This window comes from Paenibacillus sp. sgz302190 (assembly GCF_059820445.1).
In genome coordinates, this window is the sequence record NZ_JBZYAO010000004.1 from 1 (window position 1) to 24,539 (window position 24,539).

Annotated in this window: 24 protein-coding genes and 1 pseudogene; 20 read left to right on the plus strand and 5 right to left on the minus strand. The window is 53.7% G+C overall.

Annotated features, from left to right (window positions below; all coding sequences use genetic code 11):
• The first annotated feature begins 216 nt into the window (after positions 1-216).
• Together AC6RNO_RS06670 and tnpC are read left to right on the plus strand one after the other, a co-directional pair.
• Positions 217-555 (plus strand): DUF6444 domain-containing protein, encoded by a 339-nt coding sequence (locus tag AC6RNO_RS06670; RefSeq protein WP_497105023.1) that lies wholly within the window; start codon positions 217-219, stop codon positions 553-555.
• Positions 521-1,492, plus strand: a pseudogene (gene tnpC / locus AC6RNO_RS06675) (IS66 family transposase). Before AC6RNO_RS06670 ends, tnpC begins: the two are co-directional and overlap by 35 nt.
• A gap of 421 nt (positions 1,493-1,913) precedes the next feature.
• Here the strand turns inward: tnpC and AC6RNO_RS06680 are convergent.
• The 5 genes from AC6RNO_RS06680 to AC6RNO_RS06700 all read right to left on the minus strand — a co-directional run bounded on the left by AC6RNO_RS06680 (position 1,914) and on the right by AC6RNO_RS06700 (position 6,137).
• Positions 1,914-2,216, minus strand: coding sequence for an MTH1187 family thiamine-binding protein (locus AC6RNO_RS06680; protein WP_497105024.1), 303 nt, complete (start codon positions 2,214-2,216; stop codon positions 1,914-1,916).
• Between the two features lie 81 nt (positions 2,217-2,297).
• Positions 2,298-3,869 (minus strand): GMC oxidoreductase, encoded by a 1,572-nt coding sequence (locus AC6RNO_RS06685; RefSeq protein WP_497105025.1) that lies wholly within the window; start codon positions 3,867-3,869, stop codon positions 2,298-2,300.
• A complete protein-coding gene (locus tag AC6RNO_RS06690; protein WP_474682802.1) occupies positions 3,866-4,462 on the minus strand; it encodes a gluconate 2-dehydrogenase subunit 3 family protein in 597 nt (198 codons plus the stop codon). Before AC6RNO_RS06690 ends, AC6RNO_RS06685 begins: the two co-directional genes overlap by 4 nt.
• Positions 4,463-4,468: 6 nt before the next feature.
• Positions 4,469-4,861 (minus strand): hypothetical protein, encoded by a 393-nt coding sequence (locus tag AC6RNO_RS06695; protein ID WP_474682801.1) that lies wholly within the window; start codon positions 4,859-4,861, stop codon positions 4,469-4,471.
• Between the two features lie 34 nt (positions 4,862-4,895).
• Positions 4,896-6,137 (minus strand): nickel-dependent lactate racemase family protein, encoded by a 1,242-nt coding sequence (locus tag AC6RNO_RS06700; RefSeq protein ID WP_474682813.1) that lies wholly within the window; start codon positions 6,135-6,137, stop codon positions 4,896-4,898.
• A gap of 150 nt (positions 6,138-6,287) precedes the next feature.
• On the opposite strand from AC6RNO_RS06700, the gene AC6RNO_RS06705 reads away from it, so the two are divergent.
• The 18 genes from AC6RNO_RS06705 to trxB all read left to right on the plus strand — a co-directional run bounded on the left by AC6RNO_RS06705 (position 6,288) and on the right by trxB (position 24,423).
• The gene (locus AC6RNO_RS06705; protein WP_497105026.1) at positions 6,288-7,403 is read left to right on the plus strand and encodes a helix-turn-helix domain-containing protein; all 1,116 of its coding nucleotides are present in this window, start codon (positions 6,288-6,290) and stop codon (positions 7,401-7,403) included.
• Positions 7,404-7,493: 90 nt separating this feature from the next.
• Positions 7,494-8,615: an ABC transporter ATP-binding protein gene (locus AC6RNO_RS06710; RefSeq protein ID WP_474682799.1), complete on the plus strand. Its 1,122-nt coding sequence runs from the start codon at positions 7,494-7,496 to the stop codon at positions 8,613-8,615.
• A gap of 186 nt (positions 8,616-8,801) precedes the next feature.
• Positions 8,802-9,743 (plus strand): HPr(Ser) kinase/phosphatase, encoded by a 942-nt coding sequence (hprK, locus tag AC6RNO_RS06715; RefSeq protein WP_474682798.1) that lies wholly within the window; start codon positions 8,802-8,804, stop codon positions 9,741-9,743.
• A gap of 57 nt (positions 9,744-9,800) precedes the next feature.
• Positions 9,801-10,778 (plus strand): prolipoprotein diacylglyceryl transferase, encoded by a 978-nt coding sequence (gene lgt, locus AC6RNO_RS06720; protein WP_488435772.1) that lies wholly within the window; start codon positions 9,801-9,803, stop codon positions 10,776-10,778.
• Positions 10,756-11,415, plus strand: coding sequence for a pyrophosphatase PpaX (gene ppaX / locus AC6RNO_RS06725; protein WP_497105027.1), 660 nt, complete (start codon positions 10,756-10,758; stop codon positions 11,413-11,415). The genes lgt and ppaX overlap by 23 nt, the downstream gene beginning before the upstream one ends.
• Positions 11,412-11,906, plus strand: coding sequence for an acyltransferase (locus AC6RNO_RS06730; protein WP_474682795.1), 495 nt, complete (start codon positions 11,412-11,414; stop codon positions 11,904-11,906). The genes ppaX and AC6RNO_RS06730 overlap by 4 nt, the downstream gene beginning before the upstream one ends.
• Before the next feature lie 804 nt (positions 11,907-12,710).
• Positions 12,711-13,913, plus strand: a complete 1,203-nt coding sequence (locus tag AC6RNO_RS06735; RefSeq protein ID WP_497105028.1) for an ATP phosphoribosyltransferase regulatory subunit — start codon at positions 12,711-12,713, stop codon at positions 13,911-13,913.
• Between the two features lie 71 nt (positions 13,914-13,984).
• Complete coding sequence (gene hisG / locus AC6RNO_RS06740) at positions 13,985-14,623, plus strand: ATP phosphoribosyltransferase (RefSeq protein ID WP_474682793.1); 639 nt, start codon at positions 13,985-13,987, stop codon at positions 14,621-14,623.
• Positions 14,624-14,798: 175 nt separating this feature from the next.
• A complete protein-coding gene (hisD, locus tag AC6RNO_RS06745; protein WP_474682792.1) occupies positions 14,799-16,085 on the plus strand; it encodes a histidinol dehydrogenase in 1,287 nt (428 codons plus the stop codon).
• Positions 16,086-16,087: 2 nt separating this feature from the next.
• Positions 16,088-16,693 carry an imidazoleglycerol-phosphate dehydratase HisB gene (hisB, locus tag AC6RNO_RS06750; RefSeq protein WP_474682791.1) on the plus strand — a complete coding sequence of 202 codons (606 nt, stop codon included), beginning with the start codon at positions 16,088-16,090 and terminating at the stop codon, positions 16,691-16,693.
• A 1-nt stretch (position 16,694) separates the two neighbouring features.
• Positions 16,695-17,297: an imidazole glycerol phosphate synthase subunit HisH gene (gene hisH, locus AC6RNO_RS06755; RefSeq protein WP_474682790.1), complete on the plus strand. Its 603-nt coding sequence runs from the start codon at positions 16,695-16,697 to the stop codon at positions 17,295-17,297.
• 17 nt (positions 17,298-17,314) lie between these two features.
• Positions 17,315-18,049, plus strand: coding sequence for a 1-(5-phosphoribosyl)-5-[(5-phosphoribosylamino)methylideneamino]imidazole-4-carboxamide isomerase (hisA, locus tag AC6RNO_RS06760; RefSeq protein ID WP_488435776.1), 735 nt, complete (start codon positions 17,315-17,317; stop codon positions 18,047-18,049).
• Between the two features lie 34 nt (positions 18,050-18,083).
• Entirely contained in the window at positions 18,084-18,842 is a 759-nt protein-coding gene (gene hisF, locus AC6RNO_RS06765; RefSeq protein WP_474682788.1) for an imidazole glycerol phosphate synthase subunit HisF, read from the plus strand.
• On the plus strand, positions 18,839-19,498 hold the full coding sequence (gene hisIE / locus AC6RNO_RS06770) for a bifunctional phosphoribosyl-AMP cyclohydrolase/phosphoribosyl-ATP diphosphatase HisIE (RefSeq protein WP_474682787.1): 660 nt from the start codon (positions 18,839-18,841) through the stop codon (positions 19,496-19,498). The genes hisF and hisIE overlap by 4 nt, the downstream gene beginning before the upstream one ends.
• 27 nt (positions 19,499-19,525) lie before the next feature.
• Positions 19,526-20,332, plus strand: a complete 807-nt coding sequence (gene hisJ, locus AC6RNO_RS06775) for a histidinol-phosphatase HisJ (RefSeq protein WP_474682786.1) — start codon at positions 19,526-19,528, stop codon at positions 20,330-20,332.
• A gap of 77 nt (positions 20,333-20,409) precedes the next feature.
• Entirely contained in the window at positions 20,410-21,360 is a 951-nt protein-coding gene (locus AC6RNO_RS06780) for a ribose-phosphate diphosphokinase (RefSeq protein WP_474682785.1), read from the plus strand.
• Between the two features lie 269 nt (positions 21,361-21,629).
• A complete protein-coding gene (locus AC6RNO_RS06785; RefSeq protein WP_474682784.1) occupies positions 21,630-23,366 on the plus strand; it encodes a tetratricopeptide repeat protein in 1,737 nt (578 codons plus the stop codon).
• A 109-nt stretch (positions 23,367-23,475) separates the two neighbouring features.
• Positions 23,476-24,423 carry a thioredoxin-disulfide reductase gene (trxB, locus tag AC6RNO_RS06790; RefSeq protein WP_474682783.1) on the plus strand — a complete coding sequence of 316 codons (948 nt, stop codon included), beginning with the start codon at positions 23,476-23,478 and terminating at the stop codon, positions 24,421-24,423.
• The last annotated feature ends 116 nt before the right edge of the window (positions 24,424-24,539 follow it).

The following is a 24,539-nucleotide window of genomic DNA, read 5'->3' on the forward strand; positions in this document are numbered from 1 at the left end:
TTTTTTTGCTTTTTTAGAGATAAGTATGTCCAAACCCAGCCGTTTTCAAACGCGTTCTGCCATCATACGAGGCTAGAGTTACTTTTTATTTTCGTATAAAGTGGTTACTACTTAGGTACTGAAGCAGAATTTTCTCTCAAAATAAAGGTATTTGGTTTCATACGCCGAAAAGGTAAGATAACCCAAAACGGAGAGAGAGGAGTGTCCCCTATGCATATGTCTACTAAACAAGTTCATTCCATTTGCAAGGGCGACCCCGACATTATCGCTGCCTTCAACGCCTTGTTGCAGGTGATCGATGAACAGGCAAAGATCATTGAACGTCAAGCGAAGCGTATTGAAGAACTGGAACATCGTGTTCAGGAGCTCGAACGTCAGCTCAGTCAAAATAGCAATAACAGCAGTAAGCCGCCTTCCAGCGACGGGTTTCGGAAAGTCAACAACCTCCGCCAATCCGGTGGCAAAAAGGGAGCGCCTAAAGGCCATCGCGGGCAGACGCTACATCCCGTGGCACAACCCGATGAGATTCGGGTTTATCCGCATCTGGTATGGTGAAACGCTACCGGCCTGGACCAGCTATCTAAGCGTCTACCAGTTGTTGCCCTTGGCACGGATTGCCCAGCTCTTCGAAGACTTAACCGGTCATGGCCCCAGTGAAGCCACGCTGCTATCGCAACTGCAGCAGATGTATACCGCCTTGGCACCTGTGGAAGAGCAGATCCGCCAGCACCTGCTCGAAAGCCCGGTCATCCACGCGAATGAGACCGGTTTTCGCGTAGGCGGCAGCGGGGTCTGGATGCATGTCGCGAGTAATGGTGAGTACACACAGCTAACCGTTTACAGTAGTCGGGGGACTCAAGGAATGGCCGAGGGAGGCATCCTGCCCATCTACAAGGGGACGGTTGTCCATGACTGTTATGGACCGTACTTCAATCAAGCGCTGGTTTTCTTCCTTCACGCCCTGTGCAACGCCCATCTTCTTCGCGAATGTCAGGGAATCATAGAGAACGACAAGCACCAGTGGGCAACAGACATGAAGACGTTGCTGCAAGAAAGCTGGAAGATGACGCGTACAGCCCGTGAATCCTACACGCCCCTCACGGAGCCCGTCATCACCGAAATTGAGCAGCATTATGACGACATTCTCGCTCGCGGCAGAGAAGAATGGAGCAAGGACCTGGTTGCCAGGAAAGAGGGCACACGTGGCTGACAAGCCAAAGGGAAGGCTGGAAATTTAGCGGAACGATTCGAAACACGAAAATCCGCTATTCTTGCCTTTCTTCGAGATGCCCGCGTGCCGTTTGACAACAACCAAGCCGAGCGGGATATTCGCATGGTCAAGGTGAAAACCAAAATTTCCGGTGCATTCCGTACGCCCGCAGGGGCTAGGCAGTTTGCCCGCATTCGCTCGGTCATCTCTACCCTTCTCAAACAAGATCGCCCTATCCTCGAATCCCTCTCTTTGGCCCTTCACGGACGCCTTCAATTCTAAACAGACCTAAGTAGTAACCAAAAGTGCAGGTTTTTCACCGAACACATGGACACAGATTCACTTTCAGCGAAATTTCCTGTACTTTTGCAGGTATTTCGTCAAATCAATCCAATTTCGAAGGGAAAACCTGCACTTTTGCAGGTTTTCTCCCCACCAAGCTGCTTCCAGCCCAGCTGCGCACTCACAAGACCTACGCCGGGAAAGGCGCGCATGGTGAAAAAGTGGCTTTCCCCAAATTAGCGCTTCTTCAAGTCTCTAACCCTAGCAAAGTATCGCGACTTTCTCGGCAGGCTGATTGGTCGCCTCTTTCCCTCGTTGGGCAGCGCAGGGGGAGTCTGGCTAACATATGATTGTGTCAGCCAGATCGTCTGATGCGTGAACAAACCATCGCTCGTTTTTGAATCCTCTCCTATGAGGTTTGTTATTTCAACTTCTCGGCGACGGATTGCATTTTTTGTTCCATAGAGGCGTGTTTGTCGCGGCGGTCGTCGATTTTGATGGAGGTGGATACCCGCTGTGCGCCGTTTTGGAAAGGGATCTCGTGTATGGTGCGGATTACTTCGAAGAGCCGGTCCAACGGTCCTTCTATAATGGTTCCCATTGAGGTCATTTCGAACTTGATGCCGCTTTGTTTGGCAAGCTCTTTATGAAGATCGGCAACATAGCCGCTTAGGCTGGTAGTTGCCGTGCCTATAGGAATAACCGTAAACTCAGCAATGGTCATACGCTTATCTTCCTCCTTAGCAAGTCAGTATATTTTTTATTGTAGATGAAGGTAGGAAGGCTTGCAAACAGTCCGAGAGGTTCAAATCTCCTGGGAGCCGGCGAGCCCGATGATGTAATCGGCTGTTCTGGCTGCCAGCGCCATGACGGTATTCGTCGGGTTCCCACCGCTTGACGTGACGAATATGCTGGCGTCGCAAATGAACAGATTGGGAATATCATGGCTTTGGCCGTAGGAATTGACGACGGAGGTGGCGGGGTTATTTCCCATTCGGCATCCGCCCATAAGATGCGCGGAGTCCGGCACAACATATTCGATTTGGCCGCCGGCAGCCTTCAGGATTGTGCTCATGCTTTCCACCGCATGGTCGATCAGCTTCAGATCGTTGTCACCGTAGCTGAAAGTGACTTTGGCCCGGGGCATGCCATGAGCGTCTTTTTCGTCCGATAAGGCGATATGGTTGTCCCAATGCGGGAGCACCTCGCCAACCATGGTCAAACGGCCGTATTGGTTGTAATCGTTCATCGTCCGCCGCAATTTCTCGCCCCAAACAGGGCCGCCTTGTGCGGAACTGATGCCATTTGCCATGCCGACAGGTCTGGCGCCGTGAGCATGAATCGTATAGCCGCGGGCAAAGCCTCTGCTTCTGTCGGTCTCATAGAAATCCTGGGTGGATGCCAGCACGGGAGTACCTTTATACAGCCGGATTTCCTGATCGAATTTGGCGTATACGTCATGGCTGCTGTGAGGCATAAATCCGCGGCCAACCCAGCCGCTGTTGTTGCCGAGACCGTCAGGGTACTGCGGCGTAGCCGAATTAAGCAGCAGGCGCGGCGTCTCGACGACATAAGCGGATACGATGACTATTTTAGCCCGCTGCCGGTAAGTATGGCCGTTACGAACAAAAACAACGGCAGAAACTTTGCCGTCCCCGTTCGTTTCGATATGTGTGGCCATGCAATCGGTCAACAGCTCGGCCCCGGCCTTGATCGCTTTGGGGATATGAACGATCAGCGTGCTGAACTTGGCATTCGGCATGCATCCCTGGTTGCAGAAACCGCGGTTGATGCACGGGGGACGCCCTTCGAACGGGGCGGAGAGTATGGCCAGCGGCGTGACGACGGACTGGTAGCCGAGTGCCTCGCACCCTTTTTGGAACAGGTAGGCGTTCGGGCTGAGAGGTTCGCGCTCCGGATATGGATAAGGACCATGGAAATTGCCCCAAGGGAAGTAATGGGGGCCGGAGACGGCGATTTCTTTTTCAATTTTGCTGTAATAAGGCTCCAGGTCTTTGTAATGTATCGGCCAGTCCTCACCGACTCCGTCAATGGATTTCGTTTTGAAATCGGATTCGTGAAATCGCAAAAAGACGCCGGTAAAATGCTGAGTGCCGCCTCCGACGCCCCAACCGGAATTGTTATGGCCCATCGTTAACGGGTCGGCGCCGTCGACAAGCCGGGTGTCCTGCCAACCCAACGATTTCATAGCGAGTTCATCGCTGGCAAAATCTTTTTGCGGATCGCGCATCGGCCCCGCCTCCAGAATAACGACGCTCATTCCGGCTTCGCTGAGCTCCTTGGCTAGTACGCCTCCGGCTGCGCCGGCCCCGATAATGACAACATCCGCCTCTTCGTGCTCGTGTCTCCATTTCATTGGTTTTTAACCGCCTCCCACGGGTCCAGATGCCCGAGCTGGGTTCTGACGTAGCCGCGCGGGTAAGCGGGGCCTCCATAGCCGATCTCGGACCAGATTTGCGGATGCGAGTAGTAGGCTTCGACGGTCAGGGTCAGGAGCTTTTGAAACAAATGTTTTTGGGATATTCCTTCCCACAGCTTGCTATGACCGAGGAGACCGCCGCTGATGTCTGTCATGATTTGCCTTTGGCGGTTTTCCTCCAGTTGAAAGAACGGCTTGCTGTCCGCCATGTCCGATGCCTCATCGATGGCTTTCAGCCCTTGACGGATCAATACCTGGGCGGGCGGCACGCCGGTTTTTCGCTGACCTTCGCCTTTGCTGCCGGCGAGACTTTCGTCGATGTGGCTGAGCACATACCCGATAATTTCGCCCCGGTCGTCATCCACAAGCAGAGAGCACCATGACCGCAGCATCTCCGCTTCAGTCAACGTTAGAAACCGATAGCTATGTTCGCGCACAAGTCTGGATTGAACGATCGTTTGCGTATGTGCATCCCACTCATCCTGCTGCGACATCACATCGTAGAACGGATAATGCGTATGGTTGTTCATCAGCGTCTACCCTCCATATACGGCGATCAGGCCAAGTATGCTTAAGGCGGAAAAGAGCAGAGGCAGGACGACCGGAGGACCGGTCAGGAAATTGCGCAGAGCGTATCCGCCGACTCTCAGGCCCACTCCCCTGAAATGGAAATAAAAACCGATCAAGCCGGAGATAGCGCCAAGCCAAAACAAAATCTGACTCAGCACGTACCATCCGCTGCTGTTCGCTAGCGTTGAGACGACGGAAGCTAAACAAATGATCGGCGCCAGCAGGACGGGCTCCCACATCGCTTTGTTGTGGAAATTTTGCCTGTAATGCAGCATCGTTACTTGAATCCACAGCAGTAAATAACCGAGGCCGATGACAAGGATGATTACCCGGTCCAAGGCCCATTTATCCCATACCATAATGAAACCCCTCCAAAAATGATGATTCTCGCGGCTACGAGCGCACCTGCGGGAATGTAATACCTCCGTAAGGAATGACTGCAATTTTCAAATCGGGAGCCCCCGTTAAGCGGGCAAGCGTCGAATCGAGATCCGAAACGGGCCGGAAGCCAAGCAGTTCAGTCGTTGCATCGGGCATTTGCGAATACATAAAAACTTCATGTTTGCTCAAAATCCGGTCGATATGTTCGATTTTATGGGCTCCGAGCACAAATTTATCGTTCAACTTTTGCACCATGATGCGGCGGTCCTGGATCGTTTCCACCCAAAATTGGAAAATGCCGTTGCCGAACAGCTCCTCGCAGCGGGCGATGAGCACGATTTGGCCCCCTGGCCGAGTGATTTCGGAGGCGTTTTTTAATGATTTTACGGATTGATACAGCTGCGTGTCTTTGGGATAACCCCCGGGGGAAACGATAACCACATCGTACAGATGGGGAACCTCAACGAGAAAAGCTTGCCGCATCAGGTCCAGCCCCGCGCGATGGGCGGCAATGACATCCCCGGCGACCGCGCCGAGCAGATTGCGCTCATGGTCTACGACGACATTCAGCAGATAATGAACCGGAACGAACTGCAGCATTTCTTCCATATCCGCGCGGACAGGATTGTCCGCATTTCCGGGCGTGGAGGCATACGTCTGCGACAAGCCGTGGTTATGCTCGATTGCAGCGGCTGAAGCGGTGCCCGGGAAAAGCGCCTTGACCCCTCCGGAAACGCCCGCCAAAGCATGCGGCTCCAAATTGCCGGTGACGATGCGGAAATCGGCTTCGGCGACATGCTTGTTGATTTCCACCGGCGTACCCATCCGGGTGACTCCGAGCCGTATACAGTCCTCGGGTAGAGGCGAATGGTTCACTACTTCGATGCGGCGATAGACGGATTCTCCGACCAACCGGATCATCTCTTGCACGGTTTGTTTGCGATGCATGCCGAGAGCAACGACAATGCGTATCCGCTTGTCGGGAATGCCGCCTTGATTTATCTCGTCAAGCAGCTGCGGCAGAAACAAATAGCTTGGACATAGGCGCGATATGTCGCTGATCAGAATGACGGCGTTGCGGCGGCCTTTGACAGCTTCGTGCAGCCGCGGCGCGGCGATGGGGTGCTGAAGGGCGCCTGCGATGCTATCTTTTGAATCTGCTGAGGCAGGCCGTTGATAGCTGATCCAATCGGGTTTCGCGCCTTGCGGGAAATGCAAAGGAACAGTAGTATTCCCATATGGGACGTAATGGATGTGGAACCCTCCTCTCGTTCAAACCATGTTCTAATTGTTTCCATAAACGGGAAGTTTATGAGCGAGGCAGGCGGCTTTTCGCATCCTTTTCCCAACATATGTTACAATGAATTCAATATAGAGAGATTTTGATCGCAGGGAGAGGGACAGATGGATTGGGAACGCATGAAGGAACAATTGGAAGCGGTTTTACATGCACCTATGCAGATTGGTTTGCTGCCCGAGGCGGAATGGAATCGGTTGATGGATAGACAGCGGCAGGAGGGGCGCGATTTTGCCCGAAGCGTTGTTCGCGATCATGATGTGCTTTTTTATCTTGGCAGGGAGCAGGGCGATATTCGAATTTTGCAAGCTTCCAGAGCTGCGCTGACCGATTCGGAGCGCCGCCTTGTCGAATTAATGATGGAATCGAAGCAATCGCAAGAGAAAAAGCAAAAAAATGCCTACGTTTCCGAAGATGAGCGCAAAGCCTACCAGATCAGGGAGTGGCTGATGCATCAAATAGAGCGCGGCGCCGCTCACGCCGAGCTGCCCGATGCGCTGGCCTCTCAGTCCTCACTGTACTCTACCCGGATTCCGCTGCTCATATACGGCGACTATTCGCAGAACCAGCGGGTGTCTTATACGGAACTGAAAAAGCTGCTTGAGTCGTTCTTCGAGTCCGAGATCACCCTGATCCCGCTGCTTGAAAAAGAGTGGCTGATCCTCGCTTCGGAAAGCTTGCTGACGAGCGGAGCGGAGGACCGGGATGGAGACGAAGAGGAAAGCGCGGAGCAAATTCTTGACGCCATCGGCTCCGGTCTTTACGAAATGCTGGCGAACGAATGGGTCGGCGAGTGCCATCTGGCCATCCACTATCCGGTGAAGCCCGCCAAAGTGCTGCCCGGCACAATACTTCAACTGCGCGAGACGATCATGCTGGGGCGCTCCTTTCATGTCGGCAGCAACATCCATCTTCCGTGGGAGCTGCGCCTGGAAAAGCTGCTTCATTTGATCCGGGAGGAGGAGAAGGCCGAGTTTCTGGAGCAGGTTCTCCGCGGCACCGATCATGTCTTGGATGGGGAGACCGTGATGTCGCTGGAGCAGTTTTTCGAACTTGACTGCAATGTAAGCGAAACCGCCAAGAAACTGTACATTCATAGAAACACGCTGCTCTACCGGCTCGATAAATTTAAAAACGAGACAGGTCTCGATGTGAGGACGTTCAACCATGCTGTGTTGGTCAGGCTGGCTTTGCTATTGTACAAAGTAACGAAAAGAAAGTGATTTTTTTGTAAGAGTTGTGCATAGTCAGTCCGTGGCATGTGCGTTAAGATGAATACATGAAGTCCGATAAACCGTAGGGGGAATGAAACCATGGCAGGCGTACGTTTAAATCATATCGTGAAAAGATATTCCGGTGCAGAAGAGTCCACTGTAAAAGATTTCCATCTCGAAGTTGAAGATAAAGAGTTCGTTGTACTTGTAGGCGCTTCCGGTTGCGGAAAATCGACAACTCTTCGTATGATCGCAGGTTTGGAAGAAATTACGGAAGGCGAACTGTACATCGGCGACCGTCTGGTGAATGACGTAGCTCCTAAAGACCGCGACATCGCGATGGTGTTCCAATCTTACGCGCTTTATCCGCATATGACCGTGTATCAAAACATGGCATTCGGCTTGAAACTTCGCAAATTCAAAAAAGCGGATATCGACGCTCGCGTTCGCGAAGCTGCGAAAATCCTTGATATCGTACATTTGCTCGACCGCAAACCGAAGGCTCTGTCCGGAGGACAACGTCAGCGTGTCGCCTTGGGCCGCGCGATCGTCCGCGAACCGCAAGTGTTCCTGATGGACGAACCGCTTTCCAACTTGGATGCGAAACTCCGCGTACAAATGCGCGCTGAAATTACAAAATTGACTAAACGTCTCGGCGTTACAACCATCTACGTAACGCATGACCAAACAGAAGCGATGACAATGGGCGATCGTATCGTCGTTATGGATAAAGGCATTATTCAACAAGCCGCTACACCTGAAGAAATTTACAACCATCCGGTAAACATGTTCGTTGCGGGCTTCATCGGATCCCCATCCATGAACTTCCTGAACGGCACATTGACACAAGAAGGCAGCTCTCTGTACTTCAAATCAAACAATATCAGCGTAGAAGTTCCTGCGGGCAAAGCTCAAACGCTTCGCGACAAAGGTTTCTCAGGCAAAGAAGTGATTCTGGGCGTTCGTCCTGAAGACATTCACGATGAGCCGGTGTTCCTGGAGGCTTCCCCTAACTCCGTATTGAATGTCAACGTGGAACTGACAGAGAACCTTGGTCATGAAATGTACTTGTACCTGAACGGCATCGGCGTTAACACCGTTATCGCTCGTGTAGACGGCCGCGCAGGTATCAAAGAAGGCATGAACACCAAGCTCGCTCTTGACATGAACAAAGTGCACTTCTTCGATAAAGAATCGACTAAGTCCATCTTGGTTAACTAATCAATAATGTTGTAAAAAGATAGGCCAGCCGTTATCGGCTGGTCTTTTTATTCATGTTTGGGCCGTTTAATCAACACTTTAGTTGATTTCGGATAGGGATTCCTTTACGATGAAACTATTGGGAACATTTAGTTTGTGCTGGCGAAGCTCATTTGGCCGAGGCATAACTCGAAGGAGACAAGGTGGATGGCGAAAAAGGTTAAAGTTTCCGACATGGTCGAACAATTTCATATGGAAGTGCTTGCAGGTGAATCCGGGCTGAAAAGGCCGATTACTACGGCCGATTTGTATCGCCCCGGTTTGGAGATGGCGGGATATTTCAATTATCACCCGCGGGAACGAATACAATTGCTGGGCAAAACGGAAATTACGTTTCTTGAAATGCTGACTACCGGCGTCCGCCGCAACAGGTCCGAACAGCTCTGCGCACCCGAGGAGACGCCGTGCATAGTGATAACAAGAGGGCTCGAAGTTCCGTCCGAGCTTCTGGAGGAAGCGGCGAAGCGGGATCTTCCCGTTGTTAGAACCCAGGTGTCGACAACGATTTTTTCCAGCCGGTTGACCGGATTTTTGGAAAACAAGCTGGCTCCGAGCACGACCATCCACGGCGTACTTGTAGACGTCTATGGAATCGGCATGCTGATTACGGGAAGCAGCGGGATCGGAAAAAGCGAGACGGCGCTCGAACTCGTCAAAAGGGGCCACAGGCTCATTGCCGATGACGCCGTAGAGATTCGGCAAACCGCCGACCACGTTCTAACCGGCAACGCGCCTGAGCTGATTCGCCATTTGCTCGAAATCCGCGGCGTGGGCATCATTAATGTGATGACGCTGTTCGGGGCCGGAGCGATCCGTAATATCAAGAAAATATCGCTCGTCGTCAAGCTGGAAAATTGGCAGCAAGACAAACAATACGACCGTCTGGGACTGGACGAGGAACTGACGCGGATTATTGAAACCGACCTGCCGCTCGTTACGATTCCCGTGCGTCCGGGCCGGAACTTGGCGGTTATCGTCGAGGTGGCGGCGATGAACTATCGTCTTAAGCGGATGGGTTACAATGCCGCGCTGCAATTTACGAACAAGCTGACGGAGTCGCTGTCGGAGGATTTTGAAGATTTCGATTGATTCGCGAATGCGCGGCTGTAGGGAGTGCTTACAAAAAAAGGAGGCAACGAGAGAGCGATGTTGGATCCAATCGCATTTGCAATAGGTCCCTTGAAGGTGCATTGGTACGGGATCATACTGGGAACCGCTGCTTTGGTAGGACTGTTGCTGGCTATTAGGGAAGGAAAACGATTCCGCATTCCGCAGGATTTTTTCATGGATTTATTATTGATCGGCGTTCCTTCCGCTATTGTGGGCGCGAGAATCTACTATGTGGCTTTTCAGTGGGATGACTACAAAAACAATCTGGCCGAAATTTTTATGATCTGGCACGGCGGCATCGCTATTTACGGCGCTTTGATTGGCGCTATCATAGGCGGTTACTTTTATACTCGGGCTAAAGGGTATTCGTTTTGGAGAATCGTCGATATTTGCGCACCGGGATTAATTGTCGGGCAAATGATCGGCCGCTGGGGCAACTTTATGAACCAGGAAGCGCATGGCGGACCCGTTGCGGAATCGTTCCTCAGAAACACGCTGCACCTGCCTGATTTTATAGTCAATCAGATGAACATCGAGGGCACGTTTTATCATCCTACGTTTTTGTACGAGTCGTTGTGGAACCTTGTCGGATTGCTGCTGTTGTTCTGGCTGCGCCGGAGACCTTTTTTGCGGGCGGGAGAGCTGTTTTTCAGCTATTTGATCTGGTATTCCATCGGCCGTTTCTTTATCGAAGCGCTTCGTACGGACAGTCTGGACTTTACAGGTCCGGCCTGGCTGGCGTCGCTCATGAACGCTCTTTGGTCGCCAATGAGCATCGTATTTGAGCAGGGTGCCTTGACTTACGGCGGCAATGTAAGGATTTCGCAGCTGCTTTCGCTGCTTATTATTATCGCGGCGGTTACGACTATCATTGTAAGAAGGAAAAAAGGGTACGCAACCGTGCGTTATGCCGATCCGATTATTTCCTCCAAAGCATCATCGGAAAATACTAACGAGAAGGATCAAGAGTTGAATACCAAAGGAGCCGATTATGATTCGAACCGTACTGTTTGATTTGGATGGAACGATTGTTGATACGAATGAGCTGATCGTGCAATCGTTTCTTCACAGCCTTGAAGGGGAAACGCCGGAGCCGGTCACCAAAGATTTGATTATTCCGAACATGGGGCGCCCTCTGGTGGAGCAAATGGAGTTTTTTACAGGAAGAAAAGAAGTGGAAGACGTGATCCGCAAATACCGCGAGTTCAACTTGTCCAAGCACGACGAATTGGTTCGGGAATTTCCGCACGTCCGCGAGGTGATGTCGCAGCTGCATGCCAAAGGATATAAGCTCGGCATCGTAACAAGCAAAATCCGCCAGACGACTTTGATGGGTCTGAAGCTGTGCGGCTTGTACGACTTTGTCAGCGCGATCGTCACGGTCGACGACGTCAAGCAGCCGAAACCGAATCCGGAAGGGATTCGCATGGCGCTGGAACAGCTCGGCAGTAAAGTGGACGAAGCGATCATGGTCGGCGACAGCCATTACGACATTCAGGCGGCGCAAAACGCGGGCGTCACTTCGGTCGGCGTATCGTGGTCCTGGAAAGGGCGGACCTACCTGCAGGAATACAAGCCGGATCATATCATTGACGATATGCGCGAGCTGCTGGCGATTGCGGGAGCCGCTCCGGAAGTGGAAACGACTTGAGACGAACGGAGAAATTTCCGGTCGAAGGCCCGAATGCGCTGTGGCAAATTTATCATACGGTCAGCAAATGGAAGGCGATTCGCAACTTTATTTTTATACAAATAAGCCGGTATTCGCCGTCTTTGCGGGTCAAGAACTGGATTTACCGCAGCGTGCTGGGGATGAAAGTCGGCGAACATACGGCGTTTGCCCTTATGGTGATGGTCGACGTGTTTTTTCCGGAAAAAATTCATATCGGCAGCAATACGATCATCGGGTACAACACCACGATTCTGGCTCATGAATATTTAACGAAAGAGTACAGGCTCGGCGAGGTATGCATCGGTTCCAACGTGATGGTAGGAGCGAATTCGACGATTCTTCCGGGAGTGACGATCGGGGATTACGCGGTGATCGGGGCGGGCTCGGTCGTGCATAAAGATGTGGCTCCCCACAGCTTTGTCGCAGGCAATCCGATCCGGGTCATTCGCGAAGGACATGGGGAAGAGTAAGATTGTACTGCGAGCAGTACGCGGAGAAAACCTGCAAGAGAAAGACTGCCGAAAAACTCACGCGCTAGAAGATAGCACATCCAACATGGCAACGTGAAGTTACCTGCAAAAGTCAGGCTATCTGGAAACCCGCATGCCAGAAACTAGTTGCACTATCTATCTGGTTGCGCGAAGAAAACCTGCAAAAGTCAGACTGCCCAGAACCCCGCGTGCCAGGACCAGTCGAACGATCTGCCTGGTTGCGCGAGGAAAACCTGCAAAAGTACAGTTTTTGCCCGGTGGATGCGCTGGCTACGACAAATTCCTGCAAATGTGCAGGCTTTTTGCCGCGAACATGGGCTCAGATTCATTTTCATCGAAAATTCCTGCACAATTGCAGGCTTTTCGCCAAAATGAAGCATTTTTCTGAGAAAAACCTGCACTTTCGCAGGTTTTCCCCTGCCAATCCGACGTATGCTCCCCACTTCAGCGCTGCACCCGTGTAGGAGAGGCGTGGGTTGCCCGTCACTTTATGAACAATTTGAGCTGTACTGCTTGCAGTACGGCTCTTTTTTTACCAAGCGTGGTCGACCGACCGCCGTCATGCAGCGCAACACCGTGCGCTGGGAGCTGCGCGCGGTGAAGACCGATAGCCGCAAAGGACGGGTTCCTGCATCTGGCGATTGACGCCCAAAAGGTAACGTGTTAAAATTACCGTACATTCTTTATTTTGGTAGTATGGTAGTACGTTATCGCACTAAAGCATCGAGCGAAGCAATGCACATGCCTGAGGCATGATGACGGATATAGGGTAGAGGTGAGACGGTGTCTAAGCCAAAAGTGTTTGAGAAGCCGATTGGGGTAAAGGATTATTTGCCCGAAGCGGTAGCAAAGCTGCGCAATATTGAGTTCCGGGTGCTGGCGTGCATGGAGCGCTGGGGATACAGTCAGATTATGACGCCTACTTTGGAATATTATGATACGGTAGGAGCAGCGAGCTCTACGGAAGACAGGAAGCTGTTCAAGCTGCTGGACCGGAAGGGCAAGACGCTTGTTTTGCGTTCGGAATTAACGGCGCCGATTGCGCGGGTCGTTTCGTCGCTGCTGAAGGAAAATGCCTTTCCGCTGAGATTGTCCTACCACTCCAACGTGTTCCGCGCGATTGAAGAGGAAGCGGGCAGAGACTCCGAGTTTTTTCAAACCGGCGTAGAGCTCGTGGGAGATGCTTCCTCCGAGGCTGATGCGGAGGTTGTAGCGCTCGCTATCGCGTCGCTGCAGGCGGCAGGGGTGGGTGAGTTTAAAATCGCACTCGGCCACGTCGGCTTCCTGAACGGGCTGTTTCAGGAAACGCTGGCAGGTCGCGCAGACGCCCAGACGCTGCTAAAGGAATGCTTGCTGAACCGGGACTACGTCGGTTACCGGGAAGCGATCAAATCGCTGTCGCTTCCTCCTGAGGTGGAACGCGAGCTTCAAGGCGTACTCCGGCTCAGAGGCGGAGATGAAATTTGCGAGCAGGCGCGCCACGTCTCCAAAGACCCGGTCGCGCAGGAAGCGATTCGCCATCTGTGCGAAGTCTGGGATGTGCTGAAAGCTTACGGGGTCAGCGAGCATGTGGTCATTGATTTGACGATGATCGGGGATTTTTCCTATTATACGGGCATGACGTTCGAAGGCTATGCCGCGGATCTCGGTTTTCCGGTTTGCAGCGGCGGCCGTTACGACAACCTGCTCAGCCAGTTCGGGCGTCCGGCGCCGGCCACCGGCTTTGCCCTCAAGACCAACCGGATCTTGGAGGTCATCGGAAAAGAGCCGGCCGAACAGCCGGGACGCACGTTGATCGCCTACGACGCGGAGCACCGGGAAGAGGCGCTGCAGCTTGCCCGGGAGATGCGCAGCCGGGATGGGCTGATCGTCGTGACGCAGCTTGTCGGCGGCGCGGATTGGGCTGACGAGGTACGGACGCTACCGAACGGACAATACGAACTGCGTGGAACGGTGTATCACGATATTATCAAAATGATTCCTTAAGCCGGATCAGGCTTACAGTTTTGCTCACGAGACGGGCGTCCTGTCCGGAGGCCCGAAGGAGGCTTTGCATCATGGAAGAGATTTTAAAAGTAGCGATGCCGAAAGGCCGCATCTATAAACAGGCAGCCAAACTGCTGCTTAAGGCGGGACTGCCGATTCCGGAGGATCTGGAGGAAGGCCGCAGGCTGATCATTCCGGTTCCCGAAGCCGGAATGGAATTCATTCTTGCCAAGCCGGTCGACGTTCCAACGTACGTGGAGTACGGCGTGGCGGATATCGGCGTGGTCGGCAAAGACGTGCTGATGGAAGAGAACCGCAACGTCTACGAGCTTTTGGATCTCGGCATCGCGCGCTGCCGCATGTCGGTGATCGGGCTGCCGGATTGGAAGCCGGTGATCCATCCGCGGGTGGCGACGAAGTATCCGAACGTCGCCTCGCAATATTTTCGCGAGCAGGGGCAGCAGGTCGAGGTCATCAAGCTGAACGGCTCGATTGAGCTCGCGCCGCTGATCGGTCTTGCCGACCGGATCGTCGACATGGTCGAAACCGGGCAGACGCTCAAGGAGAACGGACTTGTCGAGCAGGAAGAGATTTTTCAGATCACGAGCCGGCTGATCGCCAACCGGGTCAGCTACCGGATGAAGAACGAGCAGATTCAGCGGCTGTGCGATCTTTTGCAAGCGGTGCTGCCTGTGCCGGCGCAGGTGTAACGGGTTCGGAAGCTAGGAGTCTGTCCGATGAACCAAGTAGAAGGTATATATACAAAATGACAGCAAATATGCAGTCATGATTCACCCGGTATGCACAAAAGTAACTCCGTCGGACAGACTCCTGTGCGATAGAAACAGGCAAAAGAGCGGAGCTCCATGGAAAGGATGAATAGACATGCGGATAGTACCTGCCTCGGAATTTGATTTAAAGCGGGAGGTCGAGTACGGCTCGCCCGAGCAAAATGAGAGCGTCCGCCGCATCATCGAAGCGGTGCGGCAGGAGGGGGATGCGGCACTGCGGCGCTTCGCGCGGCAGTTCGATGGCGTAGACGTCGCCGAGCTTCGCGTGAGCGACGAGGAGGTCCAGGCGGCGTACGCGCAGGTCGACGCCGGTTTCGTGGCGGCGCTGCGGCAGGCCGCCGCCAACATTCGCGCGTTTCATGAGAAACAGAAACGCGCGTCGTGGATGGACCTGCAGGCGGACGGCAGCCTGCTGGGCCAAATCATCCGACCGCTGAAGCGGGTCGGATTGTACGTGCCCGGAGGGAAGGCGGCTTACCCTTCCTCCGTGCTCATGAACGCCATCCCCGCGCTCGTGGCGGGGGTGCCGGAGATCGCGATGGTGACGCCTCCGGCCACCGCGGGCGAGGAAGGCATCAACCCGCACATCCTCGTGGCGGCTGCCGAAGCGGGCGTGCGGGAGATCTACCGCGCAGGCGGCGCCCAGGGGATCGCCGCGCTGGCCTACGGCACGGAATCGATCCCGGCGGTCGACAAAATCGTCGGGCCGGGCAACATTTACGTAGCGCTGGCGAAGCGCTATGTGTTCGGCGTCGTCGATATCGACATGATCGCCGGCCCTACCGACATCGTCGTGCTGGCCGACGGCTCGGCCGACCCTGAATATGTCGCCGCGGATCTGCTCGCGCAGGCGGAGCACGACGAAATGTCGCCGGCCATTCTGGTGACGCCGTCGCGGGAGCTGGCCGAAGAGGTGAAGCAGGAGCTGTGGAGGCAGCTGGACGTGCTGCCGAAAAAAGCGATCGCCGCCGTGTCCACAGCGACCAGGGGCGCGATCCTGCTTGTGGAGAGCTTGGACGAAGGCATCGGTGTCGTCAACAGGCTCGCGCCGGAGCATTGCGAGCTGCTGGTGCAGGAGCCTTTTGCGCTGCTGCCGCGCATTGAGAACGCGGGGGCTATTTTCCTCGGCCCATACAGCACCGAACCGGTAGGCGATTATTTCGCCGGTCCGAACCATGTGCTGCCGACGAACGGTACGGCGCGTTTTTCGTCTCCGCTGAACGTGGACGATTTTATAAAAAAATCAAGCGTCATTCACTACAGCAAGGAAGCGCTGTTGGCGAACGGCGAACAGATTATGATATTGGCCCGCAATGAAGGGCTGGAAGGCCACGCCAGAGCGGTGGAGGTCAGACTCAAAAAGGAAGGGAAGTTGAAGTAGCGATGGCGGAACAAGAACAGCTTTCCCGCAGGGCGAGCGTTTCTCGCAAGACGAACGAAACCGACATTCAGTTGACGTTCGAGGTGGACGGCACGGGAATTTCCGAGCTTGAGACGGATGTGCCTTTTCTCAACCATATGCTCGATTTGTTCACGAAGCACGGGCAGTTCAACCTGAACGTGGTTGCGAAAGGCGATATCGAGATCGACGATCACCACACGGTGGAGGATATCGGCATCTGCCTCGGCCAGACGCTGCGCGAAGCGCTCGGCGACAAAAAAGGCATCAAGCGCTACGCGAGCGTATTCGTTCCGATGGATGAGGCGCTGGCACAGGTCGTCATCGACATCAGCAACCGTCCGCATTTTGAATACCGCGCCCAGTATCCTTCGCAGAACGTGGGCAGCTTCTCGACGGAGCTCGTGCAGGAGTTTCTGTGGAAGCTGGCGCTCGAAGCGCGGATTACTTTGCACGTTATCGTTCATTACGGCCAGAACACGCACCATATGATCGAAGCGGTGTTCAAAGCATTGGGCCGCGCGCTGGATGAGGCGACTTCAATCGATCCTCGCGTGCAGGGGGTTCCTTCGACGAAGGGAGTGCTGTAGCATGATTGCAATTATCGACTATGGAATGGGCAATTTGCATAGCGTCAGCAAAGCCGTGGAACGGCTCGGGCATGAGGCTGTCGTGACCGGCGACGCGGAGCGGATTATGGCCGCAGACGGCGCGATCCTGCCGGGCGTAGGGGCTTTCGGCGACGCGATGGAGCATCTGCGCGAATCGGAGCTGCGCGATGTCGTCGTCCGCTATGCGGAGTCAGGCAAGCCGCTGCTGGGCATTTGCCTGGGCATGCAGCTGCTGTTCTCAAGCAGCGAGGAGCACGGCGATCACGAGGGGCTGAATCTGCTGCCCGGCCAGGTTGTGCGCTTCCGGGGCGATTACAAGGTGCCGCACATGGGATGGAACCGGCTCAGCTACAAGCAAAGCGGGAGCCCGTTGTTTGCCGGCATCGAAGAAGGCCACGTATACTTCGTGCATTCTTACCATGCGAAGCCGGAGCGGGAGTCCGATCTGCTCGCGGTGACGGATTATTATCAGCCTGTGACGGCTATTGTCGGCAGAGACAACGTCTACGGCATGCAGTTTCACCCGGAAAAGAGCGGCGATATCGGCATGCGCCTGCTCGATAATTTTTTGAAAATGTGTTAAGCGAGGTGCGGGAATTCATGTCTTCATTCATCATTTACCCGGCTATCGATATTCGCGATGGCAAATGCGTCCGTCTTGTGCAGGGCGATTACAACCAAGAGACGGTTTACAATACAAATCCGCTGGAAGTCGCTCAAGACTGGGCGGCCCAGGGCGCGGCATGGATTCATCTGGTCGATCTGGACGGAGCCAAAGCGGGCCATCCCGTGAATGACAAGCTGATCGGGCAAATCGCGCAAAGCGTCAAAGTTCCCGTGCAAATCGGCGGCGGACTGCGCACGGAGCAGGATGTGGACCGACTGCTCTCGCTCGGCGTATCGCGGGTCATTATCGGAACGGCGGCGATTGAGGACCGCCAGTTTGTTTATAATTTGCTTGCGAAGCACGGTGAAAAAGTGGCGATCGGCATCGACGCGCGCGACGGCTTTGTGGCGACCCGCGGATGGCTGGAAACGTCGCAGGTGAAAGCGGAGGATCTCGCGGTCGAGCTTGCGGAGCGCGGCGCCAAGACGTTTATTTTCACCGATATTTCCCGCGACGGCATGATGGAAGGCCCGAATACGCAGGCGATCGCCCATTTGGCCAAAGTGTCGGGACAGACGGTCATCGCTTCCGGCGGCGTCAGCAAAATGGACGATCTCATTCGTCTCGCCGAGCATGCGGATCAAGGCGTCGGCGGCGCGATTGTCGGCAAGGCGCTGTACACGGGCAGCATCAAGCTGGAAGAAGCGGTCAAGCTGATTTCCCGCTGATTGTTCCGGCATTAATGACGAAGGAGGTGCCCTTATGTTGGCAAAAAGAATTATCCCTTGCCTCGATGTGAAGGACGGTCGGGTCGTCAAAGGAGTTAATTTCGTCAATTTACGCGATGCGGGCGATCCGGTGGAGCTGGCTGCGATTTATGACCGCGAAGGCGCGGATGAGCTTGTATTCCTCGATATTTCGGCTTCGCACGAAGGCAGGGCTACGATGGTTGAGGTCGTTCGCCAGACGGCGGGGGAGATTACGATTCCTTTTACCGTGGGCGGAGGCATTGCCAGCGTGGACGACATGAAGCGTCTGCTGCGGGCCGGTGCGGACAAGATCGGCATCAATACTGCGGCGATCCGCAATCCGCAGCTTGTTTCCGACGGGGCGCGCAAGTTCGGTTCGCAGTGCGTGGTCGTCGCCATCGATGCGAAGTATAACGCGGAGTGGGGCGAATGGGAAGTGTTCACGCACGGCGGGCGCAACGGTACGGGCATCAAAACGCTGGAGTGGGCCCGCCGCGTCGAAGAGCTGGGAGCCGGCGAGATTTTGCTGACGAGCATGGATGCGGACGGAACGAAGGACGGCTTCGATTTGAAGCTAACCAGTGCAGTATCCGGGTTGGTTGGCATCCCTGTCATCGCATCCGGCGGAGCGGGCCGGGTCGGACACTTTTACGACGTATTCACCGAAGGCAAGGCCGATGCGGGCTTGGCCGCCACCATTTTTCACTATAAAGAGCTGACGATCCAAGAGGTCAAGAACGACCTTAAGGACAAAGGAGTTGAAATCCGATGACATTTGCGATAGATACGATCAAATTCGACGCTCACGGACTTGTGCCTGCCGTCGTGCAGGATGCCGTCAGCAAAGAAGTGCTCATGCTGGCTTATATGAACAGCGAGTCGCTGCAGCGCACGATTTCCACCGGCCAGACGTGGTTCTGGAGCCGTTCCCGCGGGGAGCTTTGGAATAAAGGGGCCACTTCCGGCCACACGCAAAAGGTTAAGGCGCTGCGCTATGATTGCGACGCCGATACGCTGCTCGTTCTGGTCGAGCAGACGGGTCCGGCTTGCCATACCGGCAAGTACAGCTGCTTCTACAACAGCATTCCGCTGGAAACGGAAGGCGCCGCGGCGGAAGCTATCGAAGCTGCGCCGGCAGGCCGCTTCGCGATTTTGTCCGAGCTGGAAGCCGTGATCGCATCGCGGGAAGCCGAACGCCCGGAGGGAGCCTACACGACCTACCTGTTTGAAAAAGGCGTCGACAAAATTTTGAAAAAAGTCGGCGAGGAAACCGCGGAAGTGATCATCGCCGCGAAAAATCAGGACAACGACGAGCTTCGCTACGAAGCGAGCGATTTGATTTTCCACTTGATGGTGCTGCTGCGCAACAACAAGCTCCCGCTTGACGAAGTCATGAAAGAGCTGGAGCGCCGGCACGTCAAAAAATAAATATTTTGCAGACCTGGAGTGATACGGATGTTGATTGATTATCATACACATCATGTGCGCTGCGGTCACGCCTCCGGGGAACTGGAGGATTATGTCAAACGCGGCATCGAGATCGGGCTCACGCAGTTGGGGCTGTCGGATCATATGCCGCTTTTGCACGTGGACCCGGCGGCCTATTGGCCCGAGATGGCGATGCCTATGGATGAGCTGCCGCGCTACGTGGAGGAATGCCTGCATCTGAAAGAAAAGTACAAGGACCGGATCGACATCCGCGTCGGGCTTGAAGGCGATTATATCGAAGGCTTCGAGGCCGAGATCGAGCGGATCGTCAAGGCATACCCGTGGGATTACGTGATCGGCTCGGTGCATTTTTTGGGCGAGTGGGATATTTCCGATTTTCGCCAGGTAGCGGGATGGGACGGCAAGAATGTCTATGAAGTGTACGCGCAATATTACGATGCGGTGATGAAAGCGGCGCGAACGGGATTTTACGATTATATCGGCCATATCGATGTCATCAAACGATTCGGGTATAAGCCGGAACGCGATCCGTGGGAGCTGGAAAAAGCTGCGCTGGACACGGTCAAGGAGTGCGGGCTTGCGATCGAGCTGAACGCATCCGGCCTGCGCATGCCGTGCGAAGAGATGTTTCCGAGCAGGCGGATGCTGGAATATTGCCATAAGGTGGGAATTCCTTTAACCATCGGTTCGGACGCGCACCAGCCGGAGCGGTTGTCCCAATATTTGGACCAGGCCAGAGCGCTGCTGAAAGAGCTAGGATTTAACGAAATAGCCACATTTTCTACGAGAAAGCGGCATCTTGTTACTTTTTAAATTCGACACCTTTCATGTATAATGATATAGGCATGAATAATCCTATTTAATGAAACCTTCGGAGGTAGCCATTAACCATGTATAGCGACAATGTTAAAATATTTTCCGGATCGTCGAATCCGAAGCTTGCGGAACGTATTTGCAATGAGCTCGGCCAGCCGCTTGGGCAAATCAAACTGTCCCGTTTTAAAAGCGGAGAAATTTACTGTCTTTACGAAGAATCGATTCGTAACTGCGACGTATTTCTGGTACAAACGTTTTCCCATCCGATCAATGAGCATATGATGGAACTTCTGGTCATGATGGATGCGGCGAAAAGAGCCTCCGCAAGAACAATCAACCTTGTCATTCCTTACTATGGCTACTCCCGTCAAGAACGTAAAGCTGCTCCCCGTGAGCCGATTTCCGCTAAATTGGTCGCTGACCTGTTCAGTGCCGCGGGCGCACACCGCGTGGTGACAATCGACCTGCACGCTCCTGCGATCCAGGGCTTTTTCAATATTCCTGTGGATCACTTGACCGCACTTGATTTAATCAGCGATTGCGTCCGCAAGAAAAATCTTGTCGATCCGATTATCGTATCTCCGGATGCCGGGCGCGCGACGACCGCCGAGAAAATGGCGAACATTCTCGATGCGCCTTTTGCCATGATGATCAAAAAACGTCCTGCTCACAACGAAGCCGTGATCACGCATGTGATCGGCGATGTCGCGGGCCGCACGCCGATCATTATCGAGGATTTGATCGATACCGGAACGACGATCGTCAATGTTGTGGAAGGGCTCAAGGAGAGAGGCGCTCACGACGTATATATTTGCGCGACTCACCCTGTTTTCTCCGGTCCTGCGCTCCAGCGTCTCGACCATCCGAACATCAAGGAAGTTATTATTACCGATTCCATCGCAATTCCGGACGGCCACTCCGAGAAATTCCGCGTGCTGTCCGTAGCTCCGCTGCTGTCGGACGCTATTCGTATTATTACTGAAGGTGGATCCCTATCCTCCCTCTTCAAATACGGCGGCGTGTAAGGAAGTTTAAAAAGCCGGCTTTGATAACGAAGTTGAATCAGGAAGCTTAATCGGCATCGAATCTTGAACGAATCCGGGAAGTCCGGTACTCACGTAGAAGCCCTCTACGCTCCGTTCCTCCTTCTCCGGATATCGTCCAACCTTCTCGGTTCTGAAAGCCGGCTTTTTAAACCTGATCTAAATTTTTCCTCCTTTTGGATAAAGTTTTTGGCTTCCGGGTGATCTATGGTATAATTTGATGGAAATCAATTTACCGGAGGTGCCTTGCTATGGAAAAGAAGAAGCGTGTGTCCAAAGCGCTGAAGCCCAAAGTCATTTCAATCAACATGGATGCCGCATTCTTTTTCGAGAGAGCGGTTCAATCCCTGGATCGATTTCATTACGATAAGGCATTAAAATATTTCCGGCGTGCTGTAGAGTACGAACCGGATAACCCGGTGAATCACTGCAATCTTGCAGGGGTTCTCTCTGAGACGGGCAATTACGACGAGTCGAACCTTATTTTGCAGCAAATTCTTGATACAATCGATCCGACGATGACGGAATGTCATTTTTATATGGCCAACAACTACGCCAACATGGAAAATTTTGAGCTGGCGGAGCAAGCGTTGGTCCAATATTTGGAGAACGACCCGAGCGGGCAGTTCCTCGAAGAATCGGAAGAAATGATGGAGCTCCTCAGCTACGAGCTTGAACGCCCTGCCCCTCTCACTAGCATCAAGAGTCGAGAAGGGCTCTTCGAGCATGATAAGGCGAGGGCCCTTCTGGAAGAAGGCAAATTTGCCGAGGCGGTGCGCCAGCTGGAGAAGCTGATCAAGAAGCATCCGGATTTCCTGGCGGCCCGGAACAATTTGGCGTTGGCCTACTATTACATGGGCCAGTTCGAGAAATCGATGTCGACGATCCACAGCGTTCTCGAAATCGATTCCGGCAATTTGCACGCGCTGTGCAATCTGGCCATTTTCCACCAGCATTTCGGCAATAAGAAAGAGCTTGCGGAACTGGTGGAGCTGCTGTGCAAAACGTATCCGTTTCAGCAGGATCATGTATTCAAGCTTGCTACGACGATGGGGATTTTGGCCGAGCACGAGAAGGCGTACCATCTGTTCAAGCGTCTGATTAAGGCGGGCGAAGGCGCAGCCGATCCTTGCCTGTATCATTATGCCGCGGTAGCTGCGTGCCATATCGGCCGGTTCGCGGAGGCGCAGCGCCACTGGAAGCAAGTGGAGAAGCTCGACCCGGGGACGGAGATTTCCAAATTTTATTTGGATCAGCTGCGAAACCTCAAGGACGATGCCGCAACGCCGACGTGGAGCTACCATTACCATCTGCCTTTCGAGGAACAATTCCGCGTGCTGGAAAAATCGACTCAAGGCATACCGGAGCAGTTGAAGAAAGACCCGCTGGTTCGCTCTTCGTTCTTTTGGGCGCTTCGGCACGGGGATATCGATACCAAGCTGCAGGTCATTCAGGCGTTCGGCCTCATTGCCGACAATGAAGTGAAGGATGCCCTGAAAGATTTTATTCTGGAGCGCGAAGAGGACGATTATTTGAAAAAGGTCGCCATATTCGTACTCCGCAGCATCGGCGTCCGCGATCCGCTGCCGGCGGTTCTCGAACAGCGCGACGTCGTCGTGCAGGCTTCACCGTACTCCCCGCACTTGCCTGTATGGGATTCCAAGTGGCAGGGAGTGATGGAAACCGCGCTTGCGCATATGCATAAGCGGTATGATATGATTCAGCAGTACGATCTGGAAATTCTCTGGGTCGAATATTTGACCAAGATTTATCCGGGTGTGCCCAAAATCAACAAGTCGGAAGGCTGGGCCGCAGCTTTGGAATATTTGATCGCCAAAATGCACCGCCGCGCCATTTCGTATCAGGAAGTGTCGGTTCGTTACGGCGTCACCGTCTCTACCGTAAGCAAAAACGTGAAACTGATCGACGAAGCTTGCGGGCTGCGTGAAAAAATGGAAGCCATTTTCCCGAAATTCACCAGTATTTGACCGGTTGTGACCGCCGCTTGCGGCGAACCCCGGCTTTCTTTTCCAAATCCAGTAGGCGGAACTCATTTCTGCTTGCATATATAAGCTTTTCAAATAGGAGGGAAACCATATGTATAAAACAGTCGTTGTAGGAACAGGGCCATCCGGTCTGACAGCAGCCATTTATTTAGCTCGTGCCAACCTTAGTCCGCTTGTCATTGAAGGTCCGGAACCGGGAGGCCAATTAACGACCACAACTGAAGTAGAGAACTTTCCGGGATTCCCTGAAGGAATTATGGGGCCGGAGCTCATGGAAAATATGCGCAAACAAGCGGAGCGTTTCGGCGCCGAGTTTAAAACAGGCTGGGTCAACTCCGTTGAACTGACGAATCGTCCTTTCAAGCTGCAGGTTGAAGGTCTGGGCGAGATCGAAACAGAGACGCTGATTATTTCTACGGGAGCTTCCGCCAAACTGCTGGGTATCACCAACGAAAAAGACAGCATCGGACGCGGCGTCAGCACTTGCGCTACATGCGACGGATTTTTCTTCCGCGGCAAAAAAATTATCGTAGTCGGCGGCGGGGACTCCGCGATGGAAGAAGCGAACTTCCTGACTCGCTTCGCCTCCGAAGTTCGCCTGGTGCACCGCCGCGATGAGCTGCGCGCCTCCAAAATCATGCAGGACCGCGCACGCGGCAATGAGAAAATCAAATGGGCGCTCAACAATACGCCGCTTGAAGTCGTTTCCGGCGACAAAGGCGTTACCGGTTTGAAAGTGAAAAACAACGAAACCGGCAATGAAGAGATTATCGAAACGGACGGCATTTTCGTAGCGATCGGCCACACGCCGAACACGAAATTCCTCGGCGGTCAAATTACGACTGACGAGCAGGGTTACATCCTGGTCAAGCCGGGTACGACAGAAACGAACATTCCCGGCGTATTCGCGTGCGGAGACGTTCAGGATACGAAGTATCGTCAGGCAATTACGGCCGCAGGCAGCGGATGCGCAGCGGCGCTTGAATGCGAGAAGTTCCTTGAAGGACATATCGTGCACGATTGGAGCCAGTCGCTTTAATTCGACCGGATCTGTTACGAAAACGTGGAGGGCAATGCTTTCCACGTTTTTCTTACTGTATGGGGAGCTGCTAAATTCTGTTCAACCTTGACCTGTATTCGGGCTTGTCATATAGT